At 61.5% G+C, this 17,943-nt stretch carries 17 protein-coding genes and 2 pseudogenes; 10 read left to right on the top strand and 9 right to left on the bottom strand.

What is annotated here, in order from left to right:
- Nucleotides 1–344 precede the first annotated feature (344 nt).
- Both GV035_RS05305 and GV035_RS05300 read left to right on the top strand, forming a co-directional pair.
- A complete protein-coding gene (locus GV035_RS05305) occupies nucleotides 345–1,487 on the top strand; it encodes a sigma-54-dependent Fis family transcriptional regulator (protein WP_159833951.1) in 1,143 nt (380 codons plus the stop codon).
- Nucleotides 1,488–1,574: 87 nt separating this feature from the next.
- Nucleotides 1,575–3,377 carry an NAD(P)/FAD-dependent oxidoreductase gene (locus GV035_RS05300; protein WP_159833950.1) on the top strand — a complete coding sequence of 601 codons (1,803 nt, stop codon included), beginning with the start codon at nucleotides 1,575–1,577 and terminating at the stop codon, nucleotides 3,375–3,377.
- A 107-nt stretch (nucleotides 3,378–3,484) separates the two neighbouring features.
- Here the strand turns inward: GV035_RS05300 and GV035_RS05295 are convergent, their stop codons facing one another.
- From GV035_RS05295 to GV035_RS05280, 4 genes are all read right to left on the bottom strand, one after another.
- Nucleotides 3,485–4,180: an RNA polymerase sigma factor gene (locus GV035_RS05295; protein WP_159833949.1), complete on the bottom strand. Its 696-nt coding sequence runs from the start codon at nucleotides 4,178–4,180 to the stop codon at nucleotides 3,485–3,487.
- A gap of 7 nt (nucleotides 4,181–4,187) precedes the next feature.
- Nucleotides 4,188–4,493: a cupredoxin domain-containing protein gene (locus GV035_RS05290; RefSeq protein WP_236572550.1), complete on the bottom strand. Its 306-nt coding sequence runs from the start codon at nucleotides 4,491–4,493 to the stop codon at nucleotides 4,188–4,190.
- Between the two features lies 1 nt (nucleotide 4,494).
- A complete protein-coding gene (locus tag GV035_RS05285) occupies nucleotides 4,495–5,028 on the bottom strand; it encodes a DUF4142 domain-containing protein (RefSeq protein WP_159833948.1) in 534 nt (177 codons plus the stop codon).
- A 276-nt stretch (nucleotides 5,029–5,304) separates the two neighbouring features.
- Nucleotides 5,305–6,012, bottom strand: a complete 708-nt coding sequence (locus GV035_RS05280; protein WP_159833947.1) for a hypothetical protein — start codon at nucleotides 6,010–6,012, stop codon at nucleotides 5,305–5,307.
- A gap of 306 nt (nucleotides 6,013–6,318) precedes the next feature.
- On the opposite strand from GV035_RS05280, the gene GV035_RS05275 reads away from it, so the two are divergent.
- From GV035_RS05275 to GV035_RS05265, 3 genes and pseudogenes are all read left to right on the top strand, one after another.
- Nucleotides 6,319–7,086: an MBL fold metallo-hydrolase gene (locus tag GV035_RS05275; protein WP_159833946.1), complete on the top strand. Its 768-nt coding sequence runs from the start codon at nucleotides 6,319–6,321 to the stop codon at nucleotides 7,084–7,086.
- A gap of 220 nt (nucleotides 7,087–7,306) precedes the next feature.
- Nucleotides 7,307–7,579, top strand: a pseudogene (locus tag GV035_RS05270) (short-chain dehydrogenase/reductase); the annotation flags it as partial.
- 93 nt (nucleotides 7,580–7,672) lie between these two features.
- On the top strand, nucleotides 7,673–8,695 hold the full coding sequence (locus GV035_RS05265) for an LLM class flavin-dependent oxidoreductase (RefSeq protein ID WP_159833945.1): 1,023 nt from the start codon (nucleotides 7,673–7,675) through the stop codon (nucleotides 8,693–8,695).
- Nucleotides 8,696–8,718: 23 nt separating this feature from the next.
- Here GV035_RS05265 and GV035_RS29825 read toward each other — a convergent pair.
- The 5 genes and pseudogenes from GV035_RS29825 to GV035_RS05240 all read right to left on the bottom strand — a co-directional run.
- Nucleotides 8,719–8,826: pseudogene (locus GV035_RS29825) on the bottom strand (LysR family transcriptional regulator); the annotation flags it as partial.
- A 20-nt stretch (nucleotides 8,827–8,846) separates the two neighbouring features.
- Nucleotides 8,847–9,353: a lipocalin-like domain-containing protein gene (locus tag GV035_RS05255; RefSeq protein ID WP_159833944.1), complete on the bottom strand. Its 507-nt coding sequence runs from the start codon at nucleotides 9,351–9,353 to the stop codon at nucleotides 8,847–8,849.
- A gap of 402 nt (nucleotides 9,354–9,755) precedes the next feature.
- Complete coding sequence (locus tag GV035_RS05250; protein ID WP_040053446.1) at nucleotides 9,756–10,616, bottom strand: ABC transporter permease; 861 nt, start codon at nucleotides 10,614–10,616, stop codon at nucleotides 9,756–9,758.
- A 23-nt stretch (nucleotides 10,617–10,639) separates the two neighbouring features.
- A complete protein-coding gene (locus GV035_RS05245) occupies nucleotides 10,640–11,428 on the bottom strand; it encodes an ABC transporter ATP-binding protein (protein ID WP_159834971.1) in 789 nt (262 codons plus the stop codon).
- A gap of 10 nt (nucleotides 11,429–11,438) precedes the next feature.
- Nucleotides 11,439–12,455, bottom strand: a complete 1,017-nt coding sequence (locus tag GV035_RS05240; protein WP_159833943.1) for an ABC transporter substrate-binding protein — start codon at nucleotides 12,453–12,455, stop codon at nucleotides 11,439–11,441.
- A 166-nt stretch (nucleotides 12,456–12,621) separates the two neighbouring features.
- Here GV035_RS05240 and GV035_RS05235 point away from each other — a divergent pair, with 166 nt between their 5' ends.
- The 5 genes from GV035_RS05235 (at nucleotide 12,622) to dctA (ending at nucleotide 17,920) form a co-directional block, all read left to right on the top strand.
- Entirely contained in the window at nucleotides 12,622–13,299 is a 678-nt protein-coding gene (locus GV035_RS05235; protein ID WP_159833942.1) for a response regulator, read from the top strand.
- Nucleotides 13,289–14,665, top strand: a complete 1,377-nt coding sequence (locus GV035_RS05230) for a sensor histidine kinase (RefSeq protein ID WP_159833941.1) — start codon at nucleotides 13,289–13,291, stop codon at nucleotides 14,663–14,665. Before GV035_RS05235 ends, GV035_RS05230 begins: the two co-directional genes overlap by 11 nt.
- A 178-nt stretch (nucleotides 14,666–14,843) precedes the next feature.
- Nucleotides 14,844–15,506 carry an HAD family hydrolase gene (locus GV035_RS05225; RefSeq protein ID WP_159833940.1) on the top strand — a complete coding sequence of 221 codons (663 nt, stop codon included), beginning with the start codon at nucleotides 14,844–14,846 and terminating at the stop codon, nucleotides 15,504–15,506.
- 141 nt (nucleotides 15,507–15,647) lie between these two features.
- Nucleotides 15,648–16,616 (top strand): LysR family transcriptional regulator, encoded by a 969-nt coding sequence (locus tag GV035_RS05220; protein ID WP_159834970.1) that lies wholly within the window; start codon nucleotides 15,648–15,650, stop codon nucleotides 16,614–16,616.
- On the top strand, nucleotides 16,613–17,920 hold the full coding sequence (gene dctA / locus GV035_RS05215; protein WP_159833939.1) for a C4-dicarboxylate transporter DctA: 1,308 nt from the start codon (nucleotides 16,613–16,615) through the stop codon (nucleotides 17,918–17,920). Before GV035_RS05220 ends, dctA begins: the two co-directional genes overlap by 4 nt.
- Nucleotides 17,921–17,943: the final 23 nt, after the last annotated feature.

Here is a 17,943-nt window from a genome sequence, read left to right as displayed (position 1 = left end):
CGTTTCATGCACCGGCGAATAGATCTACGGCAAACTCACTCGAGCGTCGCACGATGCTTCTGTCTTGATGCTCACCGCTCCCGGACATCATATGCGCGTCGCAGCCTTCTGTGCGAATGACGGCTTCTCGACCGGTGCCTGCATCAAGTCTCTTCTTCGAACGACGTCGACGCTCTGGCATTGGCAGCGATCGTGTAGTGAGACTGACGTCTCAAATCCGGCGATGGTGCATTGCGGTGTGATCTCGGCGAACGCGCGTGGTACAAAGCATCAACCAACGAAGTATCGATGTGCCGTGCCACCAGATATTGCGCGCGACACTATCGGACCGCCGGAGACTCGTCATGCCCTATGTTCCGCAGACCCGACATATCGAACGCGTGCGACATGCAATCGAGGCGCGTGGGCTGCGACCGGGCGACGGCGCGTCCGCCCGACTCGTGTCATCGTACCGGCGTTCCCTCGAAGAACATCACCTCGATCCGGGTGCAACAGTCGGGCCTCGTATCCTCACGTCCCCGGAGCTTCGTGATATTCGCCATCGCGAAGAACCCGTGCTGCGAGCATCGGGACAGTGTCTGTCGCAATTGCACGAGATGGTGCGAGAGGCCGACTATTGCGTGATGCTTACTGACGCGGCTGGCGTGGCGATCGACTATCGCGTCGACCCCGACCGGCGCAACGCGTTCAAGCGCGCGGGGTTATACCCGGGATCGTGCTGGTCGGAGCGCGAGGAAGGGACCTGCGGCATCGCGAGCGTCCTGCTCGACCGCGAACCGATCACGGTGCACAAGTTCGAACACTTCCGCGCCGCGTTCACGACGCTCACGTGCAGCGCCGCGCCTATTTTCGGCCTTTCCGGCGAGTTGATTGGCGTGCTGGACGCATCAGCCGTACGGTCGCCGGACGAACGCGAAAGCCAGCGCCTCGTCAATCATATTGTTCGGCAGAGCGCGATTCTGATTGAGAACAGCTACTTTCTTCACGCCACGACGAATCGCTGGGTGATGCTTGCGCATCGCAACCGACACTACGTGGAAACGCAGCCTGAGATTCTGATTGCGTTCGATGAGCGCGGCAGGGCAGTCGCCGCGAATCGCCGCGCAAAGGAGTGCGTGCCAGGGCTCGATCGCTTGCCGTGCGATGGGTCTGAACTATTCAATACGCGCGCCTTGAGGCTTCTCGATGCCCGCATGGGAAGCGACGCGATCACGGTGCGGCTCGCGAGCAGCGGCGAGCCTCTTTTTGCGCGGGTGCGCCAACCGGTACTCGATGCGCGGCATCCGCAGAGCACCCCGGTCGTCGCGCCTAGTGCGGACAAAGCAGCGATAGACGAAGCCGGTATGGCCGAACGGCGACGTATCGTCAACGCGCTCACGACGGCCAAATGGCGCCCGATCGAAGCGGCGAAGCTGCTCGGCATGTCAAGGGCGACGCTCTACCGGCGCATCGCAAAGCACAACATCGTGGCCCCTCATCGGCGCTGATTCACGCGGCTTTACCGTTCGACTTCCAGTGCGGGCAACACCCGCCTTCAGCAATGCATTGCTATCCGTTCTAATGGAGGATTTATCGTGGCCGAAGCCAATCTGAACTCCGTCGTAGCAGATGTGCTCGAGCGTCTGAACACTGCGCTCGCGAACCGGGACATTCCCGCTGTCGTTGAGCTGTTCCAGCCGGATTGCTACTGGCGTGACCTCGTGAGTTTCACCTGGAACATCAAGACCATGGAAGGCCGCGAACAGATCGCTGCGATGCTGGAGGCGCAACTCGATACCACCGATCCTTCGGATTTTTGTGTTGCACCCGGTGAGCCAGAAACAGAAGCAGACGGGATCGCGCAGGCGTGGATCACGTTCGAGACGGGCGTTGCGCGCGGCAATGGTTTCATCCGCCTGAGAAACGGCCGGATCTGGACGCTGCTCACGGTGATGAGCGAACTGAAGGGGCATGAAGAGCCGAAGAACTTCAAGCGGCCGATGGGCGCGGAGCACGGCGCGCGCGTCGGCCGAACAAGCTGGAAGGAACATCGCGAGCATGAGAGCGAAACGCTGGGTGTGACGAAGCAGCCGTATTGTCTGATCGTCGGTGGCGGACAGGGCGGCATCGCGCTCGGTGCGCGGTTACGGCAATTGAACGTGCCGACCATCATCATCGATAAGAACGACAAGCCGGGCGACGCATGGCGCAAGCGTTACAAGACACTGTGCCTGCACGATCCCGTCTGGTACGACCACATGCCTTATCTGCCGTTTCCCGACAACTGGCCGGTCTTCACGCCGAAGGACAAAGTGGGTGACTGGCTCGAGATGTACACGAAGGTCATGGAGCTGAACTACTGGAGCGCGACCACCTGCAAATCGGCGCGCTACGACGAAGCCGCGAAAGAATGGGTAGTGGAAGTCGAGCGTGGCGGCGAGACGCTGACGCTGCGTCCGAAACAACTCGTGCTCGCGACGGGCATGTCCGGCAAGCCGAATATCCCTTCATTCAAGGGCCGAGACGTGTTTCAGGGCGAGCAGCATCATTCTTCACAGCACCCCGGCCCCGACGCGTATCGCGGCAAGAAAGTGGTGGTGATCGGCGCAAACAATTCGGCCCACGACATTTGCGGCGCGCTATGGGAGGCGGGCGTGGACGTCACCATGGTGCAACGCTCGTCGACGCATATCGTGAAGTCGGAATCGCTGATGGAACATGCGCTCGGCGACCTTTATTCGGAGCGTGCGGTCGCCTCTGGCATGACGACATGGAAAGCCGACATGACTTTTGCGTCGTTGCCATACAAGATCCTTCACGAGTTCCAGATTCCCGTCTACCAGAAGATTCGCGAACAAGACGCCGAGTTCTATGCGCGGCTCGAACGCGCGGGTTTCATGCTCGATTTCGGCGACGACGGCTCGGGCCTCTTCATGAAGTATCTGCGGCGAGGCTCGGGCTATTACATCGACGTCGGCGCGTCCGACCTCGTCGCCGATGGCAAGATCAAGTTGAAAAGCGGCGTCGACGTAGCGGAGCTGAAAGCGCATTCCGTGCTGCTTTCGGACGGCACCGAATTGCCGGCGGATCTCGTTGTGTATGCGACGGGTTATGGATCGATGAACGGGTGGGCGGCAGACCTGATCTCCCGCGAAGTCGCGGACAAGGTAGGCAAGGTGTGGGGCCTTGGCTCCGCTACGACGAAAGACCCGGGACCGTGGGAAGGCGAGCAGCGCAACATGTGGAAGCCCACCCAACAGGAGGCGCTGTGGTTCCACGGCGGCAATCTGCATCAGTCGCGCCACTACTCGCAGTATCTGTCGCTGCAACTGAAGGCTCGCATGGAAGGCATCCCGACGCCCGTGTTCGGGCGGCAGGAAGTTCATCACCTGTCGTAATCAAGGCGACGATCCGGCAGCGCATTCTTGCTTCGGCGGGAAAGGAGTGCTGTCGGGCCGAACTTCTGAAGCCCATCCATAAGAAGGTGGCGCGTGTCGGGATAGAGCTAGGCCGCGCCGCCGGCTATCTTCGATAGTACGCCCGCGACTATCCGGTCGCAGCGCGTGCCGCCGAACTCGAACACGTCCCGCTCGGCTAGATCGAAGGCGTGTGCCAACGATTCGCGCAACATGCTTCGTGCACGAAAGTGACGGCTGCGCACCGTTGCTTCGGGAAGATCGAGGCACTTCGCGGTCTCCTCGACGCTCATCTCCTCGATCGAACGCAACACGAAGACCGCGCGAAAGAGCTGCGGCAATTCGTCGAGCTTGCGTTCGAGCAGGGCGCGCACCTGAGCACGCGCGAGCGCCTCGTCGGGGGCATCGTCGCCCTTCGTGGCCATTGCATTGGACAGTTCGACGTACTCCGGCAGGTCCACGATCGGAATCACGTTCTGACGCCGGGCCGAACGCCGCAAGCGCGCGTAGCATTCATTCAGCACGAGCCTCGACAGCCACGTGAAAAGCTGTGAATCCCCGCGAAACTGGCTTATCGATCGATACGCGTGCAGATAGGCGTCCTGCAACGCGTCCTCGGCTTCGGCGTCGTTGCGAAGGGTCGATCGCGCCAGGCGATAAAGACGCCGGTTGTGCCGGCGCATCAGCAATTCGAACGCATGCTGGTCGCCCGCGACGATGCGGCGCGCAAGGTCCATGTCGTCATCGGCTGCGGACGCTGCCGGGCTTCGTGCGGGTTCGCTCATGGTCGTCTCATCGAACGTTGAGGCTGCCGTGCATCGTCGGATGAAGCGCGCACGAGTATACGTAGCTTCCGGCATCACGCGCGACATAAGTCCACGCCGCATCGGGCGCAATAGCGTAAGAGTCGAACGCTTGCTTGTCGGCGGTCGCGGTATGCGGGAACAAGTCCTTGTTGATCCACATGACTCGATCGCCACGCGCCACCGTCAACGCCGGCGGGTCGAAGCGCATCTGCTCGATGACGACGACATACGTCGCGGCGATCGCGGTCACAGGAAAGGCGAGTGTGCTCGCGAGAGCAGCAAGCAAAGGCAGGCTATGCACCGCTCTTGCTCAGTTCCGCCTGCACGTTCCGCGCATGCTCTAAATGCGCGACGAACGCCGGCCGCACCTTCACCAGCAAGGCCTTCAACTCCTCGTTCTTCGCGCTCGGGATGAGCGTCTTGTCGAGCGCGTCCAGCACGCTTTCATGATAGGCGACCTCGTGATCGATGTACGATTTGTCGAAACTGCCGTCAGAAAGCGTCTTGAGCTTCGCGAGGTTAGCGTCGCCGCCTTGCTTGAGGCTTTGCGCGGTAGCATTGTCTTCGGGCGTCACGTTGAGCTTCTTGACGAGAGCGGCGGCGGCCTTGTTGACGCCGCTATGATCGGTGACCATCTGCTGCGCGAACGCCTTCACATCCTTCGATTTCGTTTTCGATCCCGCGAGCTTGCCCGCGTCGATATCGACCTGATTGGCGGTCACCACGATGGCCGCGATCTGGGGATCGGTAGGCGCCGCGTTCTCTGCGTGAGGCGCGATGCTCGCGGCGGCGAGCATCGCTGCCAACGCGGTGTGAATGAGTTTCATCCGAGGTCTCCCGTCATCAGGTTGCGGATACGGGCTTGGATGTCGCGTGTTGAGAATGCGTTCCCGGAGCACGACATTGGGCATCTGAACACGCTCGGCTTCAATTCATCGCGCGTACCGTCAGGACACGCGATCGGGCAACGACGTGCAGCGACACGAACTCATAGCGACCGACGTGGCGTCAGGTTGATGCTTCGAGCACGCTCTTTCCTTTTCCTCAGACCTTGCTGTGTCAGCCGATCGCAGAACGAGAAACTGCCGCCTGCGAGAGAACACTTATTCCGCAGCGATCTCTTCACACGTATGCTTCGGCGTCCAGTCGTCGGCTGGCGTTCCACGAGGCATGGTCGCGTCCATGAGGATGAGCACCAGCCAGTGTCCTTGTTCTTTGCCGATGCCTGTGAGAAGCATCGGTTCTCCGGGAGGAACGATGACCGGCGGCGCGCCCGGCTTGCCGATCTGTTCGCCGTGCGGCGTTTCGAGACACTGCGCGCCGCTGAGAACAAACCATGCTTCGGTGCCGGGATGCCGATGGATCGTCGATTGCATGCCGGGTTTGAAGTTTCCCTCCATGTACGTGGCCATCAAGGAACGGGCATGGGGAAGCGTCAAAGGGCCGATATCGGCAATGTGTTCTCCAGTCGATGGGCGCCAGGACTTTCCCGAGATAGTAAAGAGCCAGACGCGTCCGAGAATCTCGACGACAGTTCCATTCTCGCCCTTGGCCGCCTGTGCCGATGACTGATCTGCGAATCGATCGATATGCCAATAAACCGGTCCGTCGGGTAGTTCTCGCAGATGCTCTTCCGCGTAAACGAAGCATCCGAGTTCGGTCGTTCGTTGGCTCACGGGAATGCAGGCGCCGCCGGTTTGCGCGAAGGCGTCACGCGTCGCGGCGAGTCCCACGAGTGCAACGCTCACGATGCTCAGTGCGACGACAGCCGCTCTGACGATTCGTCCGTGGAATGAAAGCAACCCTTTCATTGCGACCTCCATCATTCAGCGTAGACCGGCCACCTCACAACCACTAACGTTCATCTCGACGCCGTTTAGAGTATTGAGGAGCCCTATCTCAGATGCTAACACCGAGCTCAAGGTCGAACCAGCAGCGGACGAGGCTTTACTACCAGTGACACCCCGTTCATGCACGGCAGGCAGCCGAGCCGCGTCGCCTGCTTCGTCATGGATACGTCAGGTCGTTATACTTCAACTCGAGAAGATCCTGAATCTCCCGCAGAATCTCCTGCCCGTAGATCAGCTTCCGTTAGTTTGCATTGACCTTCTACGACCATGCTGCCAATTGCCGACCGTTGGTTTGAACTGAAGCGCATCAGTGACGACATCACGCTGCTGTGGGAACCTCATGTCGTCCCACTGATGCGGTGCAATATCTGGCACGTGCGGGGCCGCGACCGGGACCTCATGATCGACACCGGAATGGGCATCGCCAGTCTGCGGGACGCGGCCCGGCTTCTGCTTCAAAAGAAGGTGACCGCAGTCGCGACACACACGCATGCGGACCATGTGGGCGGGCATCACGAGTTCGAGCACACGCTTGTCCACGAACTCGAGGCCGACGACCTGCGCTCGCCACGCAAGGGCGGTACGCTCCTGGCATCGGTATTGGGCGAAGCCGCGATTCGTCGATACCACGAATTCGGTTATCCGTTCGATGGCGATCTGATCACCGCCCTTCCACATGCCGATTACCAGATGTCCGACTACTGCGTACGAGCTGCGCCCGTCACGGAAATCGTCAAGGAAGGGAATATTGTCGATCTCGGTAACCGGCATTTCGAAGTCCTTCATCTGCCGGGTCATTCACCGGGGAGCATCGGTCTTTGGGAGCCGAGCACCGGCACGTTGTTCTCGGGCGATGCGCTTTACGATGGCCCGCTGCTGGACGAGATAGGCGGTGCCGATATCCCGGCCTATGTGCGTACGATGAAGCGTTTGCGCGATCTGCCCGTTCAAGTCGTCCACGCGGGACACGACGCGAGCTTCGGACGGGAGCGGCTGGTCGCTCTTATCGACGCCTATCTGGCGAAGCGCGCATGATTAGCGTGGACGCGGCGATGAACCATCGCCATCGGTCCTCTTTCGGCCATCGAGAGACAGTCGCCGCGCTGCACTGATCAGCCGTTGTCGCAGCCACAAAGACGCATGTCCAGCAGATGCCGCTTGCTCACGCCAATTAGGGGTGAAAGGGCAGATGCGCGACGCAATCTGCATTCATTGCCTGGATTTTTCCGCAAATGGAAAAGTCGTTTCATTCACGTCGTCGCTCGTCGTCGGCCCTTCGATCATCGGCGACTACGAAGAAACGCTAGGCAAACTGCGTAAGCTAGCGCGTGAGATCAACCACAATCCGCCAGGCGATCCTGCGAAATTCGCAGCGGCGACGATCGCGCTCGTCGATGCCAGGACGCCGCCGCTGCGGTTGCCGCTTGGAACGGACACGCTGAAGGCAGTTGCGCAGAAGAATGCATTCGTAGCGGCCGAGACGGAAACGTGGAAGGCGCTCTCCGCGTCCACCGACATCCCGGCTTGATACACGAGAAAGAACGGGCAGACAGCGCGCGTGCGAGCGGCGACTGCCCGACTCGGGCAAGATACGCTCATCGTCATCTCAAACCTGACTGACATGAAGAAAATCGGCTTTCTGTCGTTTGGCCATTGGTCCACTTCGTCGCATTCGCTTGCACGTTCTGCCGCCGATGTCCTGCATCAATCCATCGACCTTGCGGTCGCTGCCGAACAGCTCGGCGCGGATGGCGCCTATTTCCGCGTGCATCATTTCGCGCGGCAGCTTGCGTCGCCGTTTCCCCTGCTCGCGGCTGTAGGGGCGAGAACCCGCCGCATCGAAATCGGCACTGCCGTCATCGACATGCGGTACGAGAACCCGCTGTACATGGCCGAGGATGCGGGCGCGGCGGACCTCATCGCCGGTGGTCGGCTGCAACTTGGCATCAGTCGTGGTTCGGGCGAACAGGTGATCGACGGCTGGCGCTATTTCGGCTATGCGCCGGGCGAGGGCGAGACGCACGCCGATCTCGCACGCCGACACACGGAAGTGTTCTACGAAGTACTGCGCGGCGAAGGTTTCGCGGAACCCAATCCACGGCCCATGTTTGCCAACCCGCCCGGCCTGCTGCGTGTCGAGCCCCATTCCGAAGGGTTGCGCGATCGCATCTGGTGGGGCTCGGGGTCGGATGCCACCGCCATCTGGGCAGCCAAGATGGGCATGAACCTGCAATGCTCCACACTGAAGAACGACGAAACGGGCCGTCCGCTTCACGTCCAGCAAGCAGAGCAGATTCGCGCCTTCCGGCAGGCATGGAAAGAGGCAGGACACATCCGCGAGCCGCGCGTATCGGTGAGTCGCAGCATTTTCGCGCTGATGAACGATCGCGACCGTATGTATTTCGGACGCGATGCGAACAGCGACGACACGATCGGACTCTTGGATGGCAACATCCGGACGATCTTCGGGCGCAGTTATGCGGCGGAACCGGACGTGCTCGTCAGGCAACTCGCAGCCGACGAGGCCATTGCAGAAGCCGACACGCTACTGTTGACCGTGCCGAATCAGCTCGGCGTGGAGTACTGCGCACATTCGATAGAATCGATTCTCACGCACGTCGCTCCCGCGCTCGGCTGGCGCTAGTGGCTAGTGCGGCCGCTCAGGCTTCAGCGCAACGGAAGCCAGAGCGGTCCCTTCCACGCCTTGAGCGCATCGAGAAACGCCTTCAACTTCGACGGCACGAAGCGCCGCGTCGGATAAACGGCATGCACGTATGTCGCTCGTCAAAGCGGCATCACTGCCCTCGCGATGCCTTCACTCGCTCGAACGTCAGGATGCCTATCCCTTCGCGCCCATCGACGGGACTCTTGTTGGATTCCGTCTTGATCGACAGCGTGTCGCCATCGATGGTGTAGAAACGTACCTGATCGGTTCCGACGCGCCTTCCGTCCCATTCGATGTCGATGTGATGGACTACCTTTCCGGGCGACACGCTATATGTTCCGCCGTAAGCGAGCATCGATTTGTGTAGCTTGATGCGCTCTTCGTCCGAAGGCTCAGTGCGCGGTCGCGGCTGTTCGTCGGACACGAAGAGAGCCAGCATCCGGCCATCCGGCGAATAGCTGAGATAGCCGTCGGGATGGTCGCCAAGCTGGTTGTATCGCTCGCCTGTTCCGGCGACTTCGCGCACGAACGACTTCAGGCGCCATGTCCCGAGCAACGGATCCGGGTCGGACCAGGCAAGCGTGGACAGACATAGCATGCTCAGTGTCAGGGGCATCACAACAATGTGCCTTCTCATGAAACACTCCTTCGGCATGAGCGCGTCTATCGTTTATATTTTCAAAACGGTTAAATGAATGCCAACGTTTATCGTAGCGAGCGGCTAGCAGAGAGTCGGTCTTGTAAAGAGGCAGCAGGCCGCTTGGCGGAACTGCTTTATGGCGCGAACAAGCCAAGAGCCGCAAGGCGCACGCCTTCGTTCGATTTGCCTCCTGAAGGTATTCCTCGCGACGCACTATGTCAAACCGAGTCGTGACCGCATTGCCTTGTTCGAAGCCCGCTTGATGAATTGGAAGTGAGGTCTCTCGTGGATAACAACGGCCTTCGCGACTATCTGGCTTTCGTTGTGCATCGGAGAGCTATAAACGAAAAACCCCACGCAATTCGCGTGAGGTTTTTCTTTGAGCACATGATTACGCGGTCAACTTACCGTGGGCCGCCACTTCAGCAAACGATGCTCGACCGCCGTGAGCAGGTAATCCGCGGCAAGTGCGACCACGGCCAGCACGATCATCGCCGCGAACACGCCGCTCGCATTGAACGCGCCTTGCGCCGTCGAAATCAAGAGGCCGATGCCCTGTTTCGAGCCGAGGAACTCGCCGACCACTGCGCCGACCAGCGCAAAGCCGAAGCTTACGTGCAGACTTGCGAGAATCCACGACAGCGCAGACGGAATCACCACCGACGTTGTCACTTGTCGCCGCGAAGCACCCAGTATCTGCGCATTCGCGATCATGTAGCGATCCGCTTCACGCACGCCCTGAAAGGCATTCGCAAAGACGACGAAGAACACCATCACGACCGCCAGCGCGACCTTGGACGCCATGCCGAGACCCAGCGCAATCACGAACACCGAGCCGAGCACGACGCGCGGAATGGAGTTGGCAATCTTGATGTAGAGGCTGAACACGTCGGACAACAGCTTGTTGCGCCCGAGCACGATGCCGCAGAAGATGCCGCCCACCGAACCGATCAGGAAGCCGAGTATCGTCTCTTCCAGCGTGACCCAGACCTGCGTGAGCAGCGGACCTTGCGACGTGCCCTCGACGAACCATTCGACGATCTGTTCGAAGATCGCGGACGGCATCGAGAAGAAGAACGGATCGATCCAGTGCAGGCGCGCGGACAGTTCCCAGCCGCCGAGCACGAGGACGAGCACGGCGATGCGCAATCCGATCACGAGCGCGTGACGCTGCTTGATGCGCTTCTGCGCTTCACGTTCGACCTGCGCGAGCGCGGTCGGATCGATGCCCGCGGGCATCGCTTGTTGAGGCGTGGACATAGTTGAGTTCCTTTGAAGCGAGTTCAGCCGATTTGCACTTCTTCGCGCAAGTCGTGCCAGATATCTCGCGAAATCTCGATGAAATGCGGGTGATAGCGGATTTCCGACGTAATGCGCGGACGCGGCAGGTCGATCTCGTAGACCTTCTTGAGCGTGGCGGGCCGCGCGGTCAGCACGAATACTCGGTCCGCAAGCGCGATCGCTTCCTCGAGATCATGCGTCACGAAGACGACCGATCCCGCATTCGCCGACCACAGTTGCAGCAGCTCGTCCTGCATCAGCGTGCGCGTTTGCATGTCGAGCGCGGAGAAGGGCTCGTCCATCAACAGGATCTCGGGCTTGTTGATGAACGTCTGCGCGAGCGCGACACGCTTTCTCATGCCACCCGACAATTGATGCGGATAGTGCTTGCCGAACTTTTCGAGGCCGACGCGGCGCAGCCATTCGTTGGCTTCGTCGTAGGCGGCGGACTTCGACCGGCCGCGATACATCGGACCTGCCGCAACGTTGTCGAGCACCGAGCGCCACGGAAACACGGCGTCCGCCTGAAAGACGAAGCCGATGCGCGGATCGATGCCATCGACCGGCTGCCCCATCACGCGCACTTCACCCGTCGTCGGCTTGAGCAGACCCGTGATCATGCTGAGCGTGGTCGATTTACCGCAGCCGGTCGGGCCGACGATCGCGACAAATTCGCCCTTCGCCACGGACATGCTGAAGTCGCGCAACGCGACGGTCGCCTTGCCGTCCGGCGAGATGAAGCGGCATGAGACGTGGCGCAGCTCGATGGCCGGTTGAGTGGATTGATTCATCATGAAAGCCTCACTTGGACGCCGTCGCGGTGGCCGCCACGTAGTCATTCGAATACGTGCGCGCGAGGTCGATATGCTTGCCTTTCACCGAAGGATTGAACGCGGAAAGCACCTTCAGCACGGTTTCGGGGCCGTCGGCCGGCATCTTGCCGTCCTTCGTGAACATCGGCAGCGACGCCTTGAGCGCAGCCGCGTACAGGCCTTTGTTCTTCGCGTAATAGTCCTTCGGCATCTTCTCGGTGATCTCTTCGGCGCTATGCGTCGCGATGAAGTTCAGCGTCTTCGCGAAGGCGTGCGAGAGCTTCGCGGCTTCGGTCTTGTGCGATTCTGCCCATGCGCGCTGCACGTAGAAGCTCGATGCCGGATAGGTGCCGCCGAGCGCGGCGCGCGTGCCTTCGAGCGTGCGCATGTCCACGAGCACTTTGGCCTCGCCCGTCTTGAGCAGTTGCGAGACGGTCGGCTCGGTGGTCATGCCCGCGTCGATGCGCTCCTGCTTGATCGCCGCGATGAAGCTCGCATCCGCGCCCACCGGCAGCAGCGTGTATTCCTTCGAAGTCACGCCCGAGCGTTGCGCCAGATACTGCGTGAGAAAGCTGGTCGATGAACCCAGGCCCGTCACGCCGAGCGTCTTGCCTTTGACGTCGGCCATGCTCTTGATCTTGTCCGCCTGCTTCGTCGCGACCATTTCGACTTCGCCCGGCACCTGACCGAAGATCACGAGCGCCTGCACTTCCTTGCCCTTGCTTTGCAGGTCGATGGTGTGATCGTAGAAACCGACCACGCCTTGCACCGCGCCCGCGAGCAACTCATTCTCCGCATCGACGCCTGCGGGTTGCGAGAGGATTTCGACGTCGAGCCCTTCGTCCTTGAAGTAGCCGAGCTGCTCGGTCAGTTTCGCGGGCAGATAGATGATCTTGGTCGCACCGCCGACCATGATCGAAATCTTTTCGGCGTGCGCGGACACGGAAGCGGCCGCGAGTGCGAAGGTGATACCGGACAAAACAGCGATCTGGCGCAGGGTACGCATCGGAAGTCTCCTTGAGTTGGGCCGTGATGATTGTGCGGCCCGCTTTTCGATTGTGTGGGGCGATTATAGGAAGGCGAAACCTTCCGCCAGCTTTCTGCGGCGATGCCAAAGCATGGGTGTTAACCCGATGCGTTCATTGCGCGAGACACCTCTACAATCGCGCACCATGAAGCTGCTTCTCGTCGAAGACAATCCGACGCTTTCTCTCTGGCTTGCGAAGATGCTGGAACAGGAAGCGTTCGTGCTGGAAGCCGTGCAGGATGGCGAGTCCGCGGATCAAGTGCTGCGGACGAATCAATACGATGTCGTGCTGCTCGATCTCAACCTCCCGCGGCTTTCCGGCAAGAACGTGCTGCGCCGGATGCGCCAGCGCGGCGATGCCACGCCCGTGATGATCCTGACCGCGAGCGGTTCGATCGACGAGAAAGTGGAGTTGCTCGGCGCGGGCGCGGACGATTACCTGGTGAAGCCGTTCGAAGTCCGCGAGCTCGTTGCGCGCGTGAAGGTGATGATCCGGCGGCGCTCGTCATCGACGGCGAACGAGCTTGCATGCGGCGATCTCGTCTTCGATATCGACACGCGCCAGTTCACGCTCAAAGGCGCACCGCTGAACGTGACGCCGCGTGAGCGCAGCGTACTCGAGGCGCTGATTCTGCGTCTGGGCAAGACGGTGTCGAAGGCATCGCTCCTCGACACGATCTTCTCGCATGACGACCAGCCGAGCGAGGACGCGGTGGAGATCTACGTGTCGCGGCTGCGCAAGAAGCTCGATGGCAGTTCCGCCGCAATCGTCACGCTGCGCGGGCTCGGTTATCTGCTGCGCAAAAGAGACGATGACCAATAGCTTGCGCATCCGCCTGCTGTGGTGGCTGCTCGTACCGCTCGCGATATACGTCTTCGTGACCGGCAAGGCCGCGTACGACAACGCGCGCCGCACCGCCGATCTCGTACAGGAAAACACGCTGCTCGCATCGGCCCGGATGATCGCGGGCGAAGTGGAATGGTCCGATGGCCGCCTGCTCGTGGACATTCCGCCTGCCGCGCTCGAAGTGTTTGCGTCGCCGCAAGGCGATCAGGTGTTCTATAACGTCAGCGTGGACGATGGCCGTCTGCTCGCGGGCGCTCCCGACTTTCCGACGCAGAAAGCGTCGGCCCGCCACGATTCCCCGATCTTTTACAACGCCGATATGCACGGCAAGCCGATCCGCGCGGTCGGCATGGTGCGCCAGATGTACGACAGCGGCGCGATCCGCAGCGTGCTCGTTTCGATCGGCAAGACGCAGGCTTCGCGCGATGCGATGCTCCGCGAGATCTGGCGTCCGCAGCTCGTGCGGCAGATTGAAATGGTGCTGCTCGCCGTGGCGCTGGCGTGCATCGGCTTGACGTTCGAATTGCGGCCGCTCCTGAAGGTGAAGGAAGAGGTGATGGACCGCGATCCGATGCAGCTCGAGCCCTTGCGCGTCGAGCGCATGCATACGGAGTTGCGGCCAATCGTCGAAGCGATCAACCAGTGCATCGCGCGGCTCGGGCTTCAGGTGGCGGCGCAACGGCGCTTTATCGCGGATGCGGCGCATCAGTTGCGCACGCCGCTCACGCTGCTGGAGACGCAGTTGCAGTTCGCGCGGCAGCATTGCGATATGGAGCCGACGCTTTCCGAGGCGCTCGCGGCGATGCAGCGGAGCAACCGGTCGATGGTCGGCCTGACCAACAAGCTGTTGCTTCTCGCGCAGGCCGAAGCGGCGGACTATACGCAGCTCGCGAGGCAGAAGGTCGATCTCGCCGCTATTGCGCAGGACGTGATCGAAGATCTCGCGATGTTCGCGCAAAAGCACGACATCAACCTTGGCGCGGAACTGGCCGATTCGGCGTGGATCATCGGGCATCAGGGATTGCTGTCGGCGCTCGTTCATAACGTCACCGAGAACGCGATTCGCTACTCGCAGCCGGGCGGGCACGTGACTGTCGCGGTGGCGCGCGGCGAAGGGCGCGTGATGCTCACCGTCACGGACGACGGCCCCGGCATTCCCGCTGAAGCGCGCAGTCGCGTGTTCGAGCCGTTCTATCGCGCATCCGCCGATACCGAAGGGACCGGGCTCGGGCTCGCGATCGCGAAGGAAATTGTGCAGGCGCATCGCGGGGAGATTGCGCTTCATTATCGGGAGCAGCCATTGCGAGGGGTGATCGTTACGGCGACGTTTGCGGCGTTATAGAGCGGGGACGTGATTGTGAGTGCGACGCGCCGACGGCAATCGAGCAAGTCGGCCTTTGTCGAAATCGCCGGCATGGGCTGCTCGAAAACCCGGGGCACGCTTCATGCTCGCAACCCGGAAACGATGGACCCTTCCTCTCGCATCATGCTTTTGGTGCTAATAGACACTGGAGCGCGTCATGCCCTCAGCCATCATTTTCGATATCGACGGCACTCTGATCGATTCCGTCGATCTTCACGCGCTAGCGTGGCACGACGCGTTCAAGCAGTTCGGCCATGACGTGAGCTTCGAGAACGCACGGAGCCAAATCGGCAAGGGCGGCGACAAGCTGCTCCCCGTCTTTCTGACGAGCGAGCAGATTCGCGATCACGGCGAGGCGCTGGAAGCCTGGCGCGGCCAACGTTTCAAGAGCGAGTACCTGCCGATGGTTCGGCCTTTTTCCGCCGTGCCGGACCTTCTGCACGCCATTCGGGAACGGGGGTTGAAGATCGCCATTGCTTCGTCGGCCAAGAAAGACGAACTGGATGTGTATATCGACATTGCCGGAATCGCGCATCTAGTCGACGCGAAAGTGTCGTCGGAAGACGTCGGCGAATCAAAGCCCTCACCGGATATATTCGATGTGACCATGCGACGTCTGAACGTCTCGCCGCCCGACGCGGTCGCGATAGGCGACTCGCCTTATGACGCGCAAGCGGCTTCCAGGCTCGGCGTGAAAGCCGTGGGCGTGTTGTCGGGATGTTTCACCGAAAAGGCATTGATGGAGGCGGGCTGCATCTCTATCTATCCCGGCCCAGCCGCTATCCTCGCCTGTTTGGACGCGTCGCCGCTCGTGCGATAGGTGGTCGCTTGCTCGCGATTCGCTGCGTACGCCTCGTATCACGCCATGCTTGGAAGCCGCCAGATACAAGCATCGTTTCAATGGACGAGACGCCTCCTGAATCATGCAAAATAGCCGGATTCCAAGATGCGGAGACCGGCCGTGGGCGTCAACTTCGACTTGAACGACTTGCAGGCGTTTCGCGCGGTGGTGGAGCTGGGCAGCTTCAGAAAGGCCGCCGAGGCGGTGAGCATTTCCCAACCAGCCTTGAGTCGTCGGATCGACAAGCTGGAAGAAGCGCTCGGCGTGCGTCTCTTCGAGCGCACCACGCGCAGCGTCACGCTCACCACGGTGGGGCGCGTGTTCGCCCCGAGCGCAGACCAACTGCTGGATGACCTCGACATCGCGCTGCTCGGCATCCGCGATGTTTCATCGAGCCGCCTCGGTCACGTGACGATCGCGTGCGTGCCTTCGGTGGCGTACTACTTCTTGCCGAGCGTCATCGCAAGCTATCATCGCCGCTTTCCGCGCATCCGGGTCAAGCTCCTCGATTCCAGCGCGAACGAAGTGCTGGGCGCTGTCATCAGCGGCGAGGCTGATTTCGGCGTGAGCTTCATGGGCAGTCAGGAATCGGAAGTCGAGTTCAAACTGCTCCTGCAGGAGCGATTCGTTGCCGCCTGCCGCCGCGACCATCCACTCGCACGCAAGAAGCGCGTGACGTGGAACGAGCTTTACGAGCACGACTATGTCTCGGTCGACAAGACTTCCGGCAACCGTCTGTTGCTCGATCAGGCACTCGCGGCCGTCGCGCCACGCGCGCCCAGCGTCTGCGAGACGCGGCACGTCACGACCATGCTCGGGTTGATCGAAGCCGGCCTCGGCGTCGCTGCGGTGCCGTCGATGGCCATGCCCGGTCATGATCACCCGATCCTCACGAGCGTGCCGCTCGTCGAACCGGTGGTCAAACGACGCGTGGGAATCGTGAGACGGCGCGGACGGCCGCTCACGCCGGCCGCACAGGAGTTTCATCGGACGATCATCGAGACGAAAAGCGCGGGCGTCGCAAGCCGTGATGCCGGAGGGCACGCCGCGGCGACGACGGCGCAGACAAGAAGGAAGACCGCATCGTGAGGTTGGCAAGACCGCTTCGTCTGCTCTATGTGCAAGTGCTGCTGGCCATGATGCTCGGCATGACCCTCGGCCACGTGTGGCCGGCAGCGGGCGCGCTGCTCAAGCCCTTGAGCGACGCGTTCGTCGGACTCGTGCGGATGATGATCGCGCCGATCGTCTTTTGCACGATCGTCTCGGGCATTACGTCGCTCGCCAACGGGAAGGCCATCGGACGCACGATCGTGCAGGCGCTGGCGTTTTTTTATTGCCTGACGGCCGTCGCGCTCGTGCTCGGACTGGTCGCCGCGTTCGTGCTGCGCCCTGGCGCTGGCATGCACATTGACGTGCTTCATCTCGATTCGAGCGTCCTCGGGCAATACACGAAGCACACGCAGGCGGGCGGGCTCGTGGCGTTCGGATTGAGCATGATCCCGGAGACGATGCTCGGCGCGTTCGACAAGGGCGAGGTGTTGCCGGTGCTGCTGCTCGCGTTGCTGTTCGGCTTCTCGCTGAACGCGTATCCGCAGGCCGGCCGGCCCGTGCTGGCGGTCATCGAAGGCGTCGCGCACATTCTCTTTCGCGTGCTCGCGATGATCATGCGGCTCGCTCCGCTCGGAGCGTTCGGCGCGATGGCTTTCACGGTGGGCCGCTTCGGCATCCGTTCGGTCGGCTCGCTCGGCATGCTGATGGCGTCCTTCTACGTCGCATGCGTGGTGTTCGTTGCGCTGGTGCTCGCGCCGCTCGCGCGCCTGCACGGTTTCGCGCTTTGGCGACTCTTGCGCTACATGCGCGAGGAATTGCTCATCGTTCTCGCGACATCGTCGACGGAGCCGGTGCTGCCGCGTTTAATCGTGAAGCTGGAGGCGCTCGGTTGCGGCAAGGGCGTAGTCGGCCTCGTGCTGCCTGCGGGCTATTCGTTCAATCTGGACGGCACGGCGATCTATCTGACGCTCGCCTCGATGTTCATCGCGCAGGCGTGCGATGTGCCGCTTTCCGCGCCGCAGATCGCGACGATGCTCGCCGTCATGTTGCTGACTTCGAAGGGCGCGGCCGGCGTGTCCGGCAGCGGGCTGGTTGCGCTCGTCGCGACGCTCACGGTGATTCCGGATCTGCCCGTCGCCGGGGTGGCGCTGCTGGTGGGCATCGACCGCTTCATGTCCGAGGCGCGCGCCCTGACGAGCGTCATCAGCAACGCCTGCGCGGTAATTTTCGTTTCGATGTGGGAAGGCGAGTGCGATCGTGCGCGTCTCGCGCAGATGCTCGGCGCGACCGGGCCACGCCGCCCGGACGTTGCGACTGACCCCGCGACAGACACGCCGGGCTGACGGGAAGGCCGGCTGCGGCGGGC

Origin of the sequence: Burkholderia sp. 8Y, assembly GCF_902506145.1 — a bacterium.
In the GTDB taxonomy this organism is placed as follows: Bacteria; Pseudomonadota; Gammaproteobacteria; order Burkholderiales; family Burkholderiaceae; genus Caballeronia.
This window is presented reverse-complemented; position numbering and strand designations above follow the sequence as displayed.

Excerpts from the sequence above, each read along its gene's own strand:
- GV035_RS05305 (WP_159833951.1), top strand. The coding sequence starts at position 345 with ATGCCCTATGTTCCGCAGACCCGACATATCGAACGCGTGCGACATGCA.
- GV035_RS05295 (WP_159833949.1), bottom strand. The coding sequence starts at position 4,180 with ATGAGCGAACCCGCACGAAGCCCGGCAGCGTCCGCAGCCGATGACGAC.
- GV035_RS05285 (WP_159833948.1), bottom strand. The coding sequence starts at position 5,028 with ATGAAACTCATTCACACCGCGTTGGCAGCGATGCTCGCCGCCGCGAGC.
- GV035_RS05280 (WP_159833947.1), bottom strand. The coding sequence starts at position 6,012 with ATGAAAGGGTTGCTTTCATTCCACGGACGAATCGTCAGAGCGGCTGTC.
- GV035_RS05275 (WP_159833946.1), top strand. The coding sequence starts at position 6,319 with ATGCTGCCAATTGCCGACCGTTGGTTTGAACTGAAGCGCATCAGTGAC.
- GV035_RS05265 (WP_159833945.1), top strand. The coding sequence starts at position 7,673 with ATGAAGAAAATCGGCTTTCTGTCGTTTGGCCATTGGTCCACTTCGTCG.
- GV035_RS05255 (WP_159833944.1), bottom strand. The coding sequence starts at position 9,353 with ATGAGAAGGCACATTGTTGTGATGCCCCTGACACTGAGCATGCTATGT.
- GV035_RS05250 (WP_040053446.1), bottom strand. The coding sequence starts at position 10,616 with ATGTCCACGCCTCAACAAGCGATGCCCGCGGGCATCGATCCGACCGCG.
- GV035_RS05245 (WP_159834971.1), bottom strand. The coding sequence starts at position 11,428 with ATGAATCAATCCACTCAACCGGCCATCGAGCTGCGCCACGTCTCATGC.
- GV035_RS05240 (WP_159833943.1), bottom strand. The coding sequence starts at position 12,455 with ATGCGTACCCTGCGCCAGATCGCTGTTTTGTCCGGTATCACCTTCGCA.
- GV035_RS05235 (WP_159833942.1), top strand. The coding sequence starts at position 12,622 with ATGAAGCTGCTTCTCGTCGAAGACAATCCGACGCTTTCTCTCTGGCTT.
- GV035_RS05230 (WP_159833941.1), top strand. The coding sequence starts at position 13,289 with ATGACCAATAGCTTGCGCATCCGCCTGCTGTGGTGGCTGCTCGTACCG.
- GV035_RS05225 (WP_159833940.1), top strand. The coding sequence starts at position 14,844 with ATGCCCTCAGCCATCATTTTCGATATCGACGGCACTCTGATCGATTCC.